Source organism: Cellulosimicrobium sp. KWT-B, assembly GCF_002127155.1.
GTDB lineage: Bacteria > Actinomycetota > Actinomycetes > Actinomycetales > Cellulomonadaceae > Cellulosimicrobium > Cellulosimicrobium funkei.
The window spans coordinates 77,803-94,280 of record NZ_NEDO01000001.1; the positions used below are offsets into that span (position 1 = coordinate 77,803).

Below are 16,478 nucleotides of genomic sequence, written 5' to 3' on the forward strand. Positions count from 1 at the left end.
TCCATCATGCGACCGCAGGGAGCGCGCTGCACCCCCGGTCTCAGGGAGTCCGGGCGCCGAGCTGGTCCCGCAGCGCCGCGGGGTCGTGCACCGGGAGCCGGCACACGAAGTCGGCGCAGAGGTAGGCGCCCGGCCCGTGGTCGGCGAGCAGGGCGACGCCGTCGGCGGCGAGGGTCGCGGCGTCGTCGGGCGTCGCCGCGAGCAGCAGCGCGCCCGGGTGGTACCAGTCGCGCGCGGCGGCGAGGAACCCCTCGCGCCGGTCGGCGTCGGCGACGACCACGAGCTGGTGGGGCGGCTCCGCGAGCCCGACGGCGAGGCGCAGCACCCCCGCCGCGCCGAGCGGGTGCTCGCTCGCCGCGGCGGACGCGGCGGCGTGCGCGAGGGCCGCGTCCCGGTACCGCGGCTCGCCCGTCGCGAGGTGGGCGAGCAGCGCGGCCCGGGCGGCCGCCGTCGTGCCCGACGGCACCGCGCCCTCCGACGGGTCGGCCGCCGCCCCGGCGGCCAGCCCCAGGTCGGTGAGCACCGGGTCCGTGCCCTGAGGGGGCGTGAGGTCGCCGTCCGGGCCGACCGTCGCGTCGACGAGGCGCAGACCCTCGCGCACGTACCGCGCCTCCCCGGTCAGGCCCCCGAGCACGAGGAGCGCCGTCGCGAGCGCGCCGTGGTCCTCCAGCGTCGCGACGGCGTCCGAGGCGACCCCGCCCTCCGACGCGCGCACGAGCGACCCGTCGGCCCGGACGTGGGTCGCGAGCAGCAGGTCGGCGGCCGCGCGCGCGGCGTCGGTGAGGTCGGGCAGCGCCAGGTGGTGCCCGGCGCGCGCGAGAGCCTCGATCGCGAGCCCGTTCCACCCCGTGAGCACCTTCGTGTCCAGCGGCGGCGGCTCGTGGTGCGCGCGCTCGCCCCGCGGGAGGAGGTAGTACCCGCCCTCGACGCGCTCGCCGTCGACGACGGACTCCGAGTCCTGCGCGCTCGCGAACGCGCCGTCGGCCAGGCGCAGCACGCGCAGGAGGAAGCGCCCGACGTCGCCCGCCACCTCGGCAGTGGCCTCGGCGGGGTCGGGCGTGCCGGGCGCCTCGGCGGGCGTGCGCAGCGGTCCGTCCAGGGGCCCCGTCCGGCGCAGCACGGCGAGCGTCGTCGCGGCCGAGAGCAGCTGCGCGTTGTCGTAGAGCATCCGCTCGTAGTGCGGCTCCGACCAGTCCGGCCGGGTCGCGTACCGGAAGAAGCCGCCGTCGACGTCGCGCAGCGGGCTCGCCGCCATCGCGTCGACCGTGCGTCCCGCCAGGACGAGCGCGCGTCGCGCGACCTCCGGGTCGACGACGGACGACGCCGCGACGTCGAGCAGGAGCTCGAGCGTCGGGGCGACGGGGAACTTGGGGGCGCCCCCGAAGCCGCCGTGCACGCGGTCCTCCGCCGCCTCCAGCCGCTCGACGACCCGGCGGGCGTGCTCGGCCAGGTCCGCGACCGGCCCGGCGTCCGCGCCGACGGACGCCCCCGAGCCGTCGACCGCCGTCGCGGCCGCGCGCGGCACGCCCGTCCTCCGGCCCGCCGCCGCGTCGCGCAGCGCCGCGCGGATCGCGTCCCCCGTCTCGACCGCCTGGTCGCGCCGCTGCTCCCAGGCCTGCGCGACGGCGTCGAGCACGTCCCGGAACGCGGGCCGCCCGGCCACGGGGACGGGCGGCCAGTACGTGCCCGCGTAGAACGGGGCGCCGTCGGGCGTCGTGAACACCGTGAGCGGCCACCCCAGGTCCGGGGTGAACGCGCTCGCCGCGGCGAGGAGGCTCGCGTCGACGTCGGGGTGCTCCTCGCGGTCGACCTTCACCGCGACGAACCCGCGCGCGAGCAGCGCACCGATGTCCGGGTCGGAGAAGCTCTCGCGCGCCATGACGTGGCACCAGTGGCACGTGGCGTACCCGACCGAGACCATGACCGGCACGTCCCGGCGCCGCGCCTCCGCGAACGCCTCTGCGCCCCACGGGTACCAGTCGACCGGGTTGCCGGCGTGCTGGCGCAAGTACGGGCTCACGGCGGCGGCGAGACGGTTGACCATGACGTCCAGCCTCCCAGGTCGACGCGCCGCTCGCGGCCCGGACCGTCGGAGTTGTCTGCTCCGTCCCGGAGCGGCGCGCTTGTAACGTTGCGCCCATGCCCGGCCCCGAGCAGCCCGCCCTCGCGGTGGCGACCGACGTCTCCGTCCGACCTGCTGTCGCTCCGGACGCTGCTCCGGACGCCGGGCCGGGCCCCGCGCCGCTGCCCCGCCGGCCCGTCCGCCAGGTGCCGGCGAGCGGTGACCGCAAGGGCCCGTTCACCCTCGCCGACGTGCTCGGGCACGGCGGGTTCGCGCACGTCTACCGCGCGACGGACGCGGACGGCGCGGAGGTCGCCGTGAAGGTGCTCACGGGTCTCCAGGAGGGTTCCCGCGAGCGCTTCGCGCAGGAGGCGAGGCTGCTGGAGGCCGTGGGCGGGCGCGGCTTCCCCGCGTTCGTGCGCTCGGGCCTGGACGACGACCAGCCGTGGTTCGCCATGGAGCTGGTCCCCGGCACCACGCTGCGCGAGCAGGTCCGCGCGTCGGGCCCGCTGGACGGACGGCAGGCGCTGCGGCTGGCGTCGCACGTCGCGGAGGCCCTGCTCGTGCTGCAGGAGCAGCACTGCGTGCACCGCGACCTGAAGCCCGCCAACATCATGGTCGACGGCGACCGGGCGGTCCTCATCGACCTCGGCATCGCCAAGCTGTTCGACACGGCGACGTCCACCCAGCCCGTCGGGACGCTCGCGTACATGGCGCCGGAGCTGTTCGCCCGCCGCGTGCACCCCCGCTCTGACGTGTACGCGCTCGGCCTGCTCCTGATCTTCGCCACCACGGGGGTCGTGCCGGCGGACCTCAACTTCCTCGGCCGTGACCTCGAGGCCGACGACCTCGTGCGGGAGGTCCCGGACGACCTGGTCGGGGTGCCGGCCGGGACGGAGCCGGCCCCGTCCCCGGCCGAGCTGCCGGAGATCGACCCCCACCTGCAGGACCTGATCCTGTCGGCGACCCGCTACCAGCCGAACCACCGCCCCGCGCTCGAGAGCGTCGTCGCGGTGCTGCGCGCCCGGCTCGCCGGGGAGGCCCCCGACGACACCCTGCTCCTCACGTCACGGATCGTGGCCGACGGCGCCACCGCGGCCGAGCGCGCGCTGGGCCCCGTCGCCGGGCTGGCCGCCGCCACCGGCGCACCCGTCCGGGCCGAGCGGGCGGCGGAGGTCACGCCGGTCGGCAGGGCGGCCGACGCGGCCCGCGTGCGGGAGCCGTGGCACGCCCTGGTCTACGACGCGACGCTGATGAGCGTGCTGGCCGAGGTGCACGGCGACGGGTTCGACGGCGCGGCCGCCGAGGTCATCGCGGACCACGTCGCGAGCATCGGCGCGCACGTGGCCGACGGCCGGACCCCGGCGGAGCTCAAGGACTGGCTCTGGCAGGCGATGCGGTGGCAGGCCGCGGCACCGCCCGCGGGGCACGCCGACACCCTCCGCGGGTGGCGCGAGTACCGTCGCCCGACGCACCCGATGCTCGCCGTGCCGGGCTCCGGCGCCGAGCCCGTGGCCCGGGCCGCGCCGTCGCGGACGGACGGCCCCGTCCCGGTGCCGGCGTCCGGCTCCCCGGACCCGCGTCCCTGGCCGGTGCCCGTGCAGCGCGTCTCCACGCTGGGCCGCGGTCCGTCAACGCTGCCCCGGCCGGAGCCGGTCCCCCCTGCGGCCGCACGGACCCGCGTCATGGACTCCCCCGACCTCGTCGCCACGCAGGTCGGCCGGCCGGTCCCGCCGTCGGTCCCGCCGCGCCGGAGCCCCGTCCGGCACCTGGGCTCGACGCCGCCGTCGCCCGCCGTGCGTCCGGAGTCCGTCCGGCCGCGCATCACCGGTGCGGCGGTCGCGAGCACCCCGGCCCCGCGCGCCGCCGGCACGCCCGCGGCCACGACGGCGCCGCGCCAGGAGGCGGCCCCGGCGTCCGCCGCACGGTCCGCACGTCCCGTCCGACCTGCCGCGTCGTCGTCCTGGGACCGGTCCCGGGTCGGGGGCACGCTCCTGCGGGCCCTGCCGCGCGTCCTCGCGGTCCTGGCGGTGCTGCGCACGCTGTGGCTCGTGCCCGACGGCGCGGCCCGCCAGAGCCAGCCGTTCGTCCCCCTGCCGCCACAGCTCCTGGAGACCCTGCGCGTCTCGGTCGACCTGGCCCCGCTCGTCGACGGTCCCGTGCTCGCCCTGGCCGCGCTCGCGGTGGCCGTGGTGCTGCGTGTCGCCGGGCAGCGCACGTGGACGTGGACGTACGTCCTCGTCGCCTGCGCGTCGGTCGTTGCGACGGTCGTGCTCGTGCTGCGAGGCTGACCGGGGTTCGGGCCGGGTCGGGCGGCGCGAGGACGCCCCCGAGCGCGCGCACCGTCGGACGAGAACAACGTCGCGCGCCGTCGAGCACGACGTCGCTGTCGTCCCGGGCGTCAGGACGACGGCAACCTCGTGCTCGGCGCGGTCCCGAGTGCGCGGTCCCGAGGGCGGGGTCAGGCGTGCAGACGGCGGAGGAACGCGCGGGTCCGCTCGCGCTGCGGGTCGCCGAGCACCTGCTCGGGCGTGCCGCGCTCGTGGACGCGGCCCTCGTGGAGGAAGCACACCTCGTCGGCGACGCGGCGAGCGAACCCCATCTCGTGCGTCGCGACGAGCATCGTGCGGCCCTCCGCGCGCAGCTCGGCGAGCAGGTCGAGCACCTCGCCCACGAGCTCGGGGTCGAGCGCGGACGTCACCTCGTCGAGCAGGAGCAGCTCGGGACCGTTGACGAGGGCACGCGCGATCGCCGCGCGCTGCTGCTCGCCGCCCGAGAGCTGGTCGGGATAGGACGTCACCTTGTGCCCGAGCCCGACGCGGCCCAGCATCTCGACCGCCGCCGCCTCGGCCTCCTCGCGCGAGCGCCGGTGCACGAGCCGGGGCGCGAGGGTCACGTTGTCGAGCACCGTGAGGTGCGGGAAGAGGTTGTACGCCTGGAAGACCATGCCCATGCGCGCCCGCACGCGGTTCGCGTCGAGGCGCGGGTCGGCGACGTCCTCGCCGTCGAGCAGGATCTGGCCGTCGTCGACCTCGTCGAGCAGGTTGACGACGCGCAGCAGCGTCGACTTGCCCGAGCCGGACGATCCGACGAGCACGACGCACCGGTGCGCGTCGACGTCGAGGTCGATGCCGTCGAGCACGACCCGCCGCCCGCCCGGGGCGCCCGGGGCCGGGTACGTCTTGCGCACGCCCCGCAGGGACAGCAGGTGACGCGCGTCCTGGGGGCTCGCGCCGGACGTGGCGGACGCGCTCATCGGATGTCCCCCGCCCCGCTCACCGTCGCGAGCGACCGGCCCCAGCCGCGGCGCGCCTGGTACGCGTCGACCGCGCGCGTCAGCGGGAACGACACGAGGAAGAACAGGATCCCCGCGACGACGTAGGGCGTGAAGTTGTAGCTGCCCGTCGTCGCGATCTGCGCGGCGCGGATCGCGTCGACGGCGCCGAGGACGGAGATGAGGCCCGAGTCCTTCTGCAGCGACACGAGGTTGTTCGCGAGCGGCGCGGTGACGTTGCGCACCGCCTGCGGCAGCACGACGCGCCGCGTCGTCTGCGCGCGCGTGAGGCCGAGCGAGCGCGCCGCCGCGACCTGCGACGGGTGCACCGACTCGATGCCCGCGCGGAACACCTCCGCGAGGTACGCGGTGTACGTCAGGACGATCGCGAGCGCGCCGAGGAACGCGCCCGACGTCGGGAGCCACTCCAGCCGCAGCGCCGGCAGCCCGAACCCGACGAGCAGCAGCACGAGCAGGAGCGGCACGCCGCGGAACAGGTCGACGTACACCGTCGCGAACGCCCGCATCGGGAACAGCGCCGGGATACGGCTCGTGCGCGCGACCGCGAGGCCGAGCCCGAGCACCGTGCCGACGACGCCCGCGACGACCCACACGCGCAGGTTGAGCCACAGGCCCTCGAGGATCGCGGGCAGCGACTCCCACGCCATCGCCGGGTCGAAGAACGCGGTCCGCGCCCGCTCCCAGCCCGGCGCGTTGACGACGACGAGCACGACCGCCGCGACGACGAGCACCGTGCTCACGAGCGCGACGAGGAGCGAGCGCCGCCGCTGCGCACGCCGGAACGCCGCCCGGTCGAGCGCGAGCGGCGACGGCGACCACGCGGCGGCCGGGACGGCGTCGGGCGACCCGACGCGCCCGGGCGGGCGCGCGTCGTCGGGCACGGTCATGGCCGGGTCACTGGAGGACGGGGATGTCGGCCGACTTGAGCCACGTCGTGCGCAGCTCGGCGAGCGTGCCGTCCGCCTCCAGGTCGTCGACGGCCTGCGACACGCAGTCCGTGAGCTCCGAGCCGAGGTCCAGCACGAGGCCGTACTGCTCGACGACGCCCTCGTCGGGCAGGGTGCCGATGACGACGGAGTCCGGGAAGTACTCGGTCGAGGCGGCGACGCCCTGGTCGACGTCCATGACCATCGCGTCGATCGTGCCGGACTGGAGCGCCTGCATGCCGTCGCCCGCGGCGCTGTACGGCGAGATGTCGGCGTCCTCGCCCCACGCGGCCTCCGCGAGCGTGAGGCTCGTCTGGGCGGCGGTGACCCCGATGCGCGCGCCGTCGAGCTCGGCCAGCGTCGTCGCGCCCGCGTACGGGCCGTCCTCCATGACGATGACGCCCTGGCGCGTCGTGAGGTACGGGCTCGAGAAGTCGACGGCCTGCTTCCGCTCGTCCGTGATCGACGTCTGGTACGCCGCCACGTCGAACGGCTTCACGGCCGGGCTGATGATCTGCTCGAACGTCACGGTCTCCCACACCACGTCGTCCGCCGCGTAGCCCAGGCGGTCCGCGACGGCGTAGATCAGGGCCGACTCGAAGCCCTCGCCCGAGTCCTGCTCCCCCACGTACCACGGGGAGTACGGCTCGCCCGCACCGACGGTCAGCACACCGGCGGTGAGCGTCGGGAGCGCACCGGGCTCGCACTGCGCGTCGCCCGACGCGCTCTCGCTCGGGCTCGCGGCGTCGCCGCCGTCGTCGGCACCCGACGAACAGGCCGCCAGCGTGAGCGCGGCGACCGCCGTGACGGCGGTCAGGACGGCGGGACGGGGACGCAGACGGCGCATGGTGACCTTCCGGGTGTCGGGCGCCCGCGGGAGTGGTGGGCGCCGGCCACTGACGATAACGCCGGGCCGTGGGCCGTGGCTTCCCCCGCCCGCGCCTCGGCCGGGTGGGGCGCGTCACAGCACGAGGACGCCGACCGTGCACGGGGGAAAGCGAAAGGCCCTCGGTCAGCATGTCTGCTGACCGAGGGCCTCTCAGGAGTAGCGGGGGCAGGATTTGAACCTGCGACCTCTGGGTTATGAGCCCAGCGAGCTACCGAGCTGCTCCACCCCGCGTCGGTGATCACTACTCTACGTGAGGTTCCGGACCAGGCCAAATCGGGTGGACGAGACGTGGGTCACGCCAGGACCTCGACCCCGAAGGCGAACTCCCGGACGGCCCCCGGCTCGAGCCGCACGTCGGCGGCGCAGTCGGGACGGTTGAACGCGTCGGTCAGCGTCTCCACCGGCTCGACCGCGATCGCCGCGCGGCCACGCCGTGCCAGCCCGTCGCCCGTGTAGACGTGCACGAGGCCGCGCTCCTGCCAGACGGCGAGCCCCTGCCCCGTGGCGGGGTCGCGCACGACCGTGCGCGCGCGGCCGTCGGCGTCGACCCGGAGGCCGGCGAACGCGTGGTCCAGGCGCACGCCCGCGAGCGGCAGCGGGCCGACGCCGTCGATCGCCCCGAACGCGGCCTCGCCCGCGAGCGGGAGCATCCCGGCGTCGGTGACGACGGCGCGACGAGCGGGCACGGTGAGCTCCAGCGCGTCGACCGTGCCGTGCCCGGGGACCCGGAGGTAGGGGTGCCAGCCGAGCGAGACGGGGGCCGCGGTCGTCCCGACGTTGCGGGCGCGCAGCGTGACGTCGAGGCATCCGGCGCCGAGGACGTACCGGACCTCCAGGACGAGCGCGAACGGGTAGCCGGCGTGCGCGTCGGGGTGGACGACCGTCCGGAGCGTCACGGACTCTCGCTCCGCCCCGTCGACGGCCACCGTGTCGCGCGCGGCGACCCCGTCCTCCCCCGCGCCCTCGACGACCGTCCAGTCGAGCGTGCGCGCGAACCCGTGCATGGTGAGCGGCTCCCAGGGCAGCACCGGGGGCACGCGGTGCCGGACGCCGTCGAACACGTACTCGCCGCCCGCGAGGCGGTTGACGAACGGCGCCATGAGCGCCGACCGCGCGGCGTCGTGCGCGGCGACCTCCGCCTCGTCGGCATACCCGTCGACGAGGTCCTCGACGCGCTCGACGCCGTCGGCGCCGCGCCAGGGGGCGCGCCACGCGAGGACGGCCGCGCCACGCAGCGCGACCACGAGCTCGGCGCCCGACGTGTGGTGCAGCCGCACCGCCGGCACGGTCGTGGTGTCGTCGCCCGCCGCGCTGAAAGCGTTGCTGCAAACCGTTGCAGAAGTCACGAGGAGCGATCCTCCCGCCCGGGGCGGGAAATGACAACTCCGTCCCGGACGGCCGCAGACGACGGACGGGCGGGGACACCCGCTGGTGTCCCCGCCCGTCCGTGGCGCTGCGTCGCTCGCGCGACCCGTGCGTCAGCCTGCCGACGACTCGGTGTCGAGCGCCTGCTCGGCCGCGAGGGCCGACTCGAGCGCCTGCTGCAGGCGGTCCTGCGCCTCGCCGTAGGCCGCGAAGTCGCCCTCGGCGAGCGCCGCCTGGCCGTCCTCGATGGCCTGCTGCGCCTGGCGCAGCGCCTGGTCGAGCTCGGCGCGCGCGCCGCCGTCGACCGTGCCGCCGTCGGCCGGCGGTGCCGGCTCCTCGGTGGCCTGCGGCTCGGTGCCGGGGTCGGTCGTGCCCGGGTCGGTCGTGCCCGCGTCCGGCGACTCGCCGTCGGCCGGCTGGTCCGGGACCTCGGTCTCGACGCCGCCGTCCGCGTCACCGGCGTTCGCGCCCGAGTCGCCGCCGAACACCTGGTCCAGCGCCTCGTCGAGCGTGTCCGCGAAGCCGATCTCGTCACCGAAGGAGACGAGCACCTTGCGCAGCAGCGGGAACCGCGTGCCCTCGGTCGACTGCACGTACACCGGCTGGACGTAGAGCAGGCCGCCACCGACCGGCAGCGTCAGCAGGTTGCCGTTGATGACGGTCGAGTCACCGCGGCGCAGCGCCAGCAGGCCGTCGGCCGCCGTCGGGTCGGTGTTGAAGTTGTTCTGCACCTGACCCGGTCCGGGCACCGTCGCGTTGCGCGGCAGCTCGAGGAGCCGCAGCGTGCCGTAGTCCTCCGACCGCACGCCCGCCTCGCTGCCCGGTTCCGCGTCGACCGCGAGGAAGCCGGTGAGGATGTTGCGGTCCGAGCCACCGCCCGGGATGTACGTCGACATGAGCGAGAAGGTCGGCGCCTCCTGGCTCGGCATCTGCAGCGTGAGGTAGTACGGCGGCTGGAGCGGCTTGACGTTCCCGCTCGCCGTCGGGTCCTCGGGGCTGCGCCAGAAGTCCTGGCCCGAGAAGAACTCGTTCGCGTCGTCCACGTGGTAGCTCGCGAGGAGCGTGCGCTGCACCTTGAACAGGTCCTCGGGGTAGCGCAGGTGGCTCATGAGGTCGCCCGAGATCTCGGACAGGGGCTGCACGGAGCTCGGGAAGACGTTCGACCACGCCTGGAGGACCGGGTCCTCCGTGTCCCACGCGTAGAGGTCGACGGAGCCGTCGTACGCGTCGACCGTCGCCTTCACCGAGTTGCGGATGTAGTTCACCTGCTGCGGGGCGAGCGCCTCGACCGAGTTGGCCGCGACGAGCGAGTCGCGCGTCGAGTCCTCGAGCGACTCCGACGTGGAGTACGGGTAGGCGTTCGACGTGGTGTAGCCGTCCACGATCCACTTCACGCGGCCGTCGACGACCGCCGGGTACACGCGCCCGTCGAGCGTGAGGTACGGCGCGACCTTCGCGACGCGGTCGCGCGGGCTGCGGTCGTAGAGGATCTGCGACTCGTCCGTCACGCGGTCGGAGAACAGGATCTGCTCGGACCCGAACTTCAGGGCGTAGAGCACCTTGTTGACGAACGACCCGACGCTCGGCCCGGCCGCGACCTCGTCCGTGGGGAACGTGTTGTTGACCTGGCCGCCCGCGTCGTCCACGGGGTAGTCGAGCTCCCACGGCTCACGACCCTCGGGCGCGCCGACGATCGAGTACTCGGGCGCCTCGGGCGAGAAGTAGATGCGCGGCTCGTAGCCGCCGGCGTCCGTGAACGCACCCGTCGACGGGATCGAGCCCTCGTAGAACGCCGGGCGGCCGTCGGGGCCGATCTGGTTGCCGTACGCCGCCACGACGCCGAAGCCGTGCGTGTAGACCGTGTGGTCGTTGACCCAGTTGCGCTGGTCGGCGCCGAGGCCGTCCTGGTTGAGCTCGCGCACGGCGATGACGGTGTCGCGGCTCTCGTCGTCGATCGTGTAGCGGTCCACCGACAGCGAGCTCGAGAACTGGTAGTACTGCTTGTTCTGCTGGAGCTGGCTGAACGACGGGCTGACGATCTCCGGGTCCAGGAGGCGGATCGACGCCGTCGTGTCCGCGTCCTCGCGCAGCGCGCCGGCCTCGGCCTCGGTCTTGGCGTTGTACTGCTCGGTCTCGACGTTGTCGATGCCGTAGGCAGCCTTCGTCGCGTCGATGTTGCGCTGGATGTACTCCTCCTCGAAGTCCTGCGCGTTCGGCGTGACCTGGAAGCGCTGGACGACGGCCGGGTAGATCCCGCCGATCGCGATGGCGGAGACCACCATGAGGCCCACCCCGATGGCGGGCAGGCGCCAGTTGCCGCGCACCGCGGTCACCACGAACAGGGCCGCGACGAAGAGCGCGACGACCGTGAGGATCGCCTTGGACGGGATCACCGCGTGCACGTCCGCGTACGACGCGCCGTCGAACTTCGCGCCGCCCGACGTGAGGATCGAGTACCGGTCGAGCCAGTAGTTCGCGCCGATGAGGACGAGCAGCAGCGCCGCGATCACCGAGAGCTGGACGCGCGCGGCGGTCGTCGTGCGCGGGCCCGCGTCGGAGCCGCCGCCGATCCGCAGGCCGCCGTAGAGGTAGTGCGTCGCGACCGCGGCGATGCCCGCGATGATGACGACCGCCATGAGGAAGCTCACGACGAACCGGAGGGCGGGCAGCGTGAAGACGTAGAAGGACAGGTCGATGCCCCACTGCGGGTCCGTCGTGCCGAACGGGACCGAGTTCAGCGCGAGGAGGACCGTCTGCCACTGCGAGGACGCCGCCGCGCCGGCGAAGAAGCCGACGAGCGCCGGGGCCACGATCATGACGACCTTGCGCAGCGGCTCGATCGCCTCGCGGTACTGGTCGAGGGTCGCCTGCTCGGGGGTGGACGGCGCGTAGATGGGCCGCGACCGGTACGCGAGCGAGAACGACAGGAAGACGAGCCCGCCCATGACGAGGAAGCCCGCGACGAACAGGGCGATGCGCGTGCCCCACTGGGTCCACAGGACGTTCGCGAAGTCGAGCTGCTGGAACCACAGCACCTCGGTCCAGAACTGGGCGAGCAGGAGCAGGAGGACGACGAGGGCGCCGACGACGGCGATCGCGATCCCGATCGGGCTCCGGCGCCGGGCGGGCCGCCCCCCGGAGGACGGCCGGCGGGGCGCTGCGGCGAATGACACGGTGGATATACCTCTTCGGTCGTGGCTCGGGCGTGCACCGGGGTCAACGCCCGGTCCTCCCCCAAGGTTCCCACGGTCCGGCGCCTCGTGGGGGACGGCCTGCACCCGGCCCGCGGCGGCGCGGGGCGGCGCGGGGCGGTGCGGATGAGGGACGATGGGGTCATGCCCCAGCCTGACGACGCCGCCCCCGGTCCCGACGCCACCACCCCCGTACCCGGACCCGACGCCGGTCCCGACCCGGTCGCGCCCGGCGGCCCCACCCCGCAGCACGCCCTCGCGCTCGCGGTGCACGAGATCGAGTCGCACGCGGCCGACGCGGGCTGGGACGTCCCGCCCCGGCTCTTCGCGCTCGTCGGGACGGCGGGCGCCCTCGGCGCCGACCCGACGCTCGCCGACCGGCTCCCGCCCGACGTCGTGGCCGCGGCCGAGGCGGACCCGCACCACCTGCTGTCGATCGAGCAGGAGGGCTTCGCCGTGGACGGCGACCTCGAGGACGGGCTCGCCCGCGTCGCGTGGCCGGCGACGGTCGACGGCGCCGCGCTCGTCGTCGAGCGGATCGTGCTGCCGCCGGCCGCCGAGGAGGGCGTCCCCGACGACCCGGACGCCGCGCTCGACTACCTCGCGAACCACCCTGACCGGCAGGACGTGCGCCTCGCCGTCGGCGTCCTGCGCGACGGCACCACGTGGTGCGCCGTCCGCTCGCGCGCCCACGACTCGGCGACGGACGTCGCGGGCGGACCGGACCTCGTGCCGGGGCTGGTCGAGGCGCTGCGCGCGACGCTCGAGGACTGACGGCCCGGGGCGTCGTCAGCCGCGCGCCTCGCACGTGGGCAGCGAGTCGCCCTCGCCGGCGCCGATCGCCTCCATCGCCGCGCGCGCGTCGGCGAGCGTGGAGACCGCCGCCACGTGCAGGCCGTCCGGCACGTTCCCCCCGACCTCGGGGCAGTTGGCCTGCGGGGCGAGGAACCACGTCGCGCCGTCGCGCAGCGCGCCGTAGAGCTTCTGCTGGATGCCGCCGATCGGCCCCACGTCGCCCTCGACGCTCATGGTGCCCGTGCCTGCGATGACGACGCCGTTCGCCTCGTCCTCGGGCGTGAGCTGGTCGACGATCCCGAGCGCGAACATCGTGCCCGCGCTCGGGCCGCCGATGTCCTCGATCTGGATCTCGACGTCGACCGGGAAGTCGAACGCGGGGTCGATGAACACGCCGAGCAGCGCGGTGTCGCCGCCGTCGGTCGTCGCGACCGTGAGGTCCGTCTCCGCGCCGTCGCGCTGCACGCGCAGCGTCACGTCGTCGCCCGGGTCGACCGCCGCCAGGCCGTCGATGAGGTCCTGGTACGTCCGCACGGGCGCACCGTCGAGCGCGACGATGACGTCGCCCGGCTCGACGACGCCGTCGGACCCGCTGTCCGGCACCGTGCCCTCGACCGTGAGCGTCGCGGGCACGTCGTACCCCAGCTCGGTGAGCGCGGCGACCGTCGCGTTCTCCTGCGAGCTGATCATCTCGGCCTGGCCCTGGTGCTCGGTCTCCTCCTTGGTGCGGCCCGTCGGGAAGACCTCCTCGACCGGGCGCACGCTGCGCGAGCGGTCGAACCAGCCCTGCACCACCTGGCCGAGGTTCACCGGGTAGCCCGGGCCGCCGGCGACGGACACGGTCGTCAGGAGCAGCTCGCCCGTCGAGTCGTACGTCTCGGCGCCCGTGATCGAGATGAGGGGAGTGCCGTCCTGCTGGCCGAGCGTGTCCTCCGTCGGGCCCGGCGACCGCACCGCGTACGGCGCGGGCAGGATCGCGAGGCCCGCGACGAGCAGCGTCGTCGCGAGCAGGGAGATGCCGAACGTCAGCGACCGCCGGGTCACGGGCGGCGGGTCGTGCTCGTCCTCGGTGAGGAGGGCGTCGAAGGAGGGGGCGTCGCTCACCGGGACATCATCCCCGAGGTTGCTGGGATCTCCCTGCCGACGGCGTGGACGCCGCCCGGGAGCCGCCCCTACGGGCGGCGCGAGCGGGCCTGCCGCCAGACGGCGGCCGTGCCCAGGACCGCGACGGCCGCCCCGGCCGCGCCGAGCGCCGCGGCGTCCCGGCCCCCGAACCGACGGCCCCCGACGCCCGTGCGGCCGCGCACCTCGGCCAGGAGCACCTCGAGCGCCGCGGCGCCCGACCACTCCGGGCGCCACCCGGCGTCGTGCAGGCGCCGCGCCGAGACCGACCACGGGTGCACGACGAACGCGAGGTCGTTCGCGGGAGACGGGAGCGCGCCGACCCGGTGCAGCCGCTCGGCGGCGCCGAACGCCGTCGCGGGCGGGAGCTGCACCGTGCGCATCCCGGCCGCGGCGGCCACCGTCTCCGAGTCGAGCGCGTCGGGCTCGCCGTCGCGCACCGGCCCGGCCGTCAGACCGCCGACGAGACCCTGGTCCAGCGCGACACGCACCGCGCCCACCACGTCGTCGACGTGCACGAGCTGCCACGTGCGGCCGCCGCCGCGCACCGTGAGCAGGCGCGGCGCCTCGAAGTGCCGCGTGAGCACGGTGTCCACGCCCGGCCCGACGACGACCGCCGGTCGCACGAGCGCGAGCGGCACCCCGTCGAGCGCGTCGCGCAGCGCGTCCTCGAACGCGACGAGGTCGCCCGCGAAGCCGGGCCCGTCGTCGGCGGCCACGGGGTCGTCGTCGTCGATCACCCCCCGCTCGGGCGACGCGCCGTGCACCGCGGCCGACGACACGGCGACGACGTGCTCGATCCCCGCCGCGACCGCCGCCTCCCCCGCACGCCGGCCCAGGAGCGCGAGGCGCGCGCGCTGCTCCGCGTCCGTCCGGGCGCGCGGCGTCCCGAACTCCCCCGCGGGCGCGACCACGACGAGACGGCGCGCCCCGGCGGGCCAGACGAGCGCGTCCACGGGCGACGCCTCCGCGGCGCCCAGGCCCGCGCGCACCGCGTCCGCGACCTGCCCGACGCCGACGACCACCACCGGGTCGGGGTCGGCGACGTCGTCCGCGGGCGTGGTCACCGCGCTCGCCGTGGGGTCCTCCCCCGGACCGGCCGGAGGCTCGCCCGCCGCGGGGAGCGCCTCGCTGCGCCGTGAGCGAACCCGGCCCTCGGACATGGCCCAGCCCCCGTTCTCGGCGCTCGATCGTGGTTACGGTGATCACCGACGCTACCGTGAGGAGTCGCCATGAGCAGCCTTCCCCCCGACCGCACGCCCGGACCGGACGACGACACGCCCTTCGACCCGCGGTTCGAGGAGCTGCTCCGCTCGATGCTCGGGCCCGACGCCGACGAGGCGCTGCGCGAGCTGCGCGCCCGCGGGCTCGACCCGCAGGCGCTCGCCGCGGGCGGCGCGGCCGACCCGCAGCTCTTCCAGCACGTCCTCGCGCAGGTGCAGCGCATGCTCTCGACGCCGAGCGACGGCCCGGTCAACACCGACGTCTCGCACGACGTCGCGCGCCAGGTCGCCGTCGCCGCGGGCGACCCGTCGATCTCGCCGGCGCAGCAGCGCGCGGTCACCGAGGCGCTGTCCGTCGCCGAGCTCTGGCTCGACGCCGTCACCGACCTGCCGCCGTCGGGCGGGAAGAGCCAGGCGTGGAGCCGGTCCGAGTGGGTCGAGCACACGCTCCCCGCGTGGAACGAGCTCGTCGCCCCGGTCGCCGCGTCCGTCGCGGACGCGCTCGCCACGGTCCTGCGCGACCAGCTGCCCGAGGGCATGGGGGACGACACCTCCGCCCTGCCGGGCGTCGGGTTCACGCTGCCCGGTCTGCCGGCCGGTGCGCTCGGGCTGCCCGCGGGCGACCCGGCCGCGCTCATGCGGCGCCTCGGCTCCGCGGTGTTCGGCATGCAGGTGGGCCAGGCCGCCGGGACGCTCTCGCGCGAGGTCTTCGGCGCGACCGACGTCGGGCTGCCGCTGCTCGACCGCCCCGCGACGGTCCTCCTGCCGACGAACGTCGCGGCGTTCGCCGAGGGCCTCGACGCCCCCGCCGAGGAGGTCCGCCTCTTCCTCGCCCTGCGCGAGGCCGCCCACGCGCGCCTGTTCACGCACGTGTCGTGGCTGCGCGGGCACCTGCGCGGGCTCGTCGACGCCTACGCGCGCGGCATCACCATCGACCTCTCGGCGCTCGAGTCGCAGCTCGCCGACGTCGACCTCGCGGACACCGACGCGCTCCAGCGCGCGCTGTCGGGCGGCGTCTTCGGCCTGCAGAACACGCCCGAGCAGCAGGCGACCCTGCTGCGCCTCGAGACGACGCTCGCGCTCGTCGAGGGCTGGGTGGACGAGGTGACCGCCGTCGCCGCGCTCCCCCACCTGCCCCACGCCGTCCCGCTGCGGGAGATGCTGCGCCGTCGTCGGGCGGCGGGCGGGCCCGCGGAGCACACGTTCGCGACGCTCGTCGGCCTCGAGCTGCGCCCGCGGCGCTCGCGCGACGCGGCCGCCCTGTGGGCGCTCATCGCGGCACAGTCCGGCGCGGGTGCGCGCGACGCGGTGTGGGACCACCCCGACCTGCTCCCCGACGGGACCGACCTCGACGACCCGTCCGGCTACGAGGGCCGTCGCGCCGCGACCCGCGCGGAGGAGGCCGACGTCGACCGCGCGCTCGAGGAGATCTTCCGCGCCGCGGAGGGTTCACCCACCACCGAGTCGGGGCCGGCGACGGCCGACGGCTCGGACGATGACGCCCCGGCGGACGGCGCGCCCGCGGACGACCCGGACGCGGCCGACCCGACGGACGACGGCGGGACGGGCGACGCGACCGGCCTGGGCGGAGCGCCGCGCTGACCTGACCG

11 protein-coding genes and 1 tRNA gene are annotated in these 16,478 nt (G+C 75.7%); 3 read left to right on the forward strand and 9 right to left on the reverse strand.

Features of this window, described 5'->3' with window-relative positions; all coding sequences use genetic code 11:
* Positions 1–40: 40 nt before the first annotated feature.
* The gene (locus tag B9L22_RS00375; protein WP_086148856.1) at positions 41–2,044 is read right to left on the reverse strand and encodes a thioredoxin domain-containing protein; all 2,004 of its coding nucleotides are present in this window, start codon (positions 2,042–2,044) and stop codon (positions 41–43) included.
* A 95-nt stretch (positions 2,045–2,139) separates the two neighbouring features.
* Between B9L22_RS00375 and B9L22_RS00380 the strand changes: the two genes are divergently transcribed.
* Complete coding sequence (locus B9L22_RS00380) at positions 2,140–4,353, forward strand: serine/threonine-protein kinase (RefSeq protein ID WP_086148857.1); 2,214 nt, start codon at positions 2,140–2,142, stop codon at positions 4,351–4,353.
* Between the two features lie 170 nt (positions 4,354–4,523).
* Here B9L22_RS00380 and B9L22_RS00385 read toward each other — a convergent pair whose 3' ends face one another.
* From B9L22_RS00385 to B9L22_RS00410, 6 genes are all read right to left on the reverse strand, one after another.
* Positions 4,524–5,318, reverse strand: a complete 795-nt coding sequence (locus B9L22_RS00385) for an amino acid ABC transporter ATP-binding protein (RefSeq protein ID WP_086148858.1) — start codon at positions 5,316–5,318, stop codon at positions 4,524–4,526.
* Positions 5,315–6,244 (reverse strand): amino acid ABC transporter permease, encoded by a 930-nt coding sequence (locus B9L22_RS00390; RefSeq protein WP_086148859.1) that lies wholly within the window; start codon positions 6,242–6,244, stop codon positions 5,315–5,317. The genes B9L22_RS00385 and B9L22_RS00390 overlap by 4 nt, the downstream gene beginning before the upstream one ends.
* 7 nt (positions 6,245–6,251) lie before the next feature.
* Entirely contained in the window at positions 6,252–7,130 is an 879-nt protein-coding gene (locus tag B9L22_RS00395; RefSeq protein ID WP_086148860.1) for an ABC transporter substrate-binding protein, read from the reverse strand.
* Between the two features lie 199 nt (positions 7,131–7,329).
* Positions 7,330–7,403, reverse strand: a tRNA-Met gene (locus B9L22_RS00400).
* 62 nt (positions 7,404–7,465) lie between these two features.
* Positions 7,466–8,518, reverse strand: coding sequence for an aldose 1-epimerase (locus tag B9L22_RS00405; protein WP_086148861.1), 1,053 nt, complete (start codon positions 8,516–8,518; stop codon positions 7,466–7,468).
* 132 nt (positions 8,519–8,650) lie between these two features.
* Complete coding sequence (locus B9L22_RS00410) at positions 8,651–11,710, reverse strand: UPF0182 family protein (RefSeq protein WP_086148862.1); 3,060 nt, start codon at positions 11,708–11,710, stop codon at positions 8,651–8,653.
* Positions 11,711–11,872: 162 nt separating this feature from the next.
* On the opposite strand from B9L22_RS00410, the gene B9L22_RS00415 reads away from it, so the two are divergent.
* On the forward strand, positions 11,873–12,502 hold the full coding sequence (locus B9L22_RS00415) for a PPA1309 family protein (RefSeq protein WP_233139537.1): 630 nt from the start codon (positions 11,873–11,875) through the stop codon (positions 12,500–12,502).
* A 15-nt stretch (positions 12,503–12,517) separates the two neighbouring features.
* Here the strand turns inward: B9L22_RS00415 and B9L22_RS00420 are convergent, their stop codons facing one another.
* Both B9L22_RS00420 and B9L22_RS00425 read right to left on the reverse strand, forming a co-directional pair.
* On the reverse strand, positions 12,518–13,627 hold the full coding sequence (locus B9L22_RS00420; RefSeq protein WP_086148863.1) for a PDZ domain-containing protein: 1,110 nt from the start codon (positions 13,625–13,627) through the stop codon (positions 12,518–12,520).
* A 68-nt stretch (positions 13,628–13,695) separates the two neighbouring features.
* On the reverse strand, positions 13,696–14,712 hold the full coding sequence (locus B9L22_RS00425) for an NAD-dependent epimerase/dehydratase family protein (protein WP_086149580.1): 1,017 nt from the start codon (positions 14,710–14,712) through the stop codon (positions 13,696–13,698).
* A gap of 165 nt (positions 14,713–14,877) precedes the next feature.
* On the opposite strand from B9L22_RS00425, the gene B9L22_RS00430 reads away from it, so the two are divergent.
* Entirely contained in the window at positions 14,878–16,470 is a 1,593-nt protein-coding gene (locus tag B9L22_RS00430; protein ID WP_086148864.1) for a zinc-dependent metalloprotease, read from the forward strand.
* The last annotated feature ends 8 nt before the right edge of the window (positions 16,471–16,478 follow it).

Coding starts and splice junctions, on each gene's coding strand:
- B9L22_RS00375 (WP_086148856.1), bottom strand. CDS start 2,044: ATGGTCAACCGTCTCGCCGCCGCCGTGAGCCCGTACTTGCGCCAGCAC.
- B9L22_RS00380 (WP_086148857.1), top strand. CDS start 2,140: ATGCCCGGCCCCGAGCAGCCCGCCCTCGCGGTGGCGACCGACGTCTCC.
- B9L22_RS00385 (WP_086148858.1), bottom strand. CDS start 5,318: ATGAGCGCGTCCGCCACGTCCGGCGCGAGCCCCCAGGACGCGCGTCAC.
- B9L22_RS00390 (WP_086148859.1), bottom strand. CDS start 6,244: ATGACCGTGCCCGACGACGCGCGCCCGCCCGGGCGCGTCGGGTCGCCC.
- B9L22_RS00395 (WP_086148860.1), bottom strand. CDS start 7,130: ATGCGCCGTCTGCGTCCCCGTCCCGCCGTCCTGACCGCCGTCACGGCG.
- B9L22_RS00415 (WP_233139537.1), top strand. CDS start 11,873: ATGCCCCAGCCTGACGACGCCGCCCCCGGTCCCGACGCCACCACCCCC.
- B9L22_RS00430 (WP_086148864.1), top strand. CDS start 14,878: ATGAGCAGCCTTCCCCCCGACCGCACGCCCGGACCGGACGACGACACG.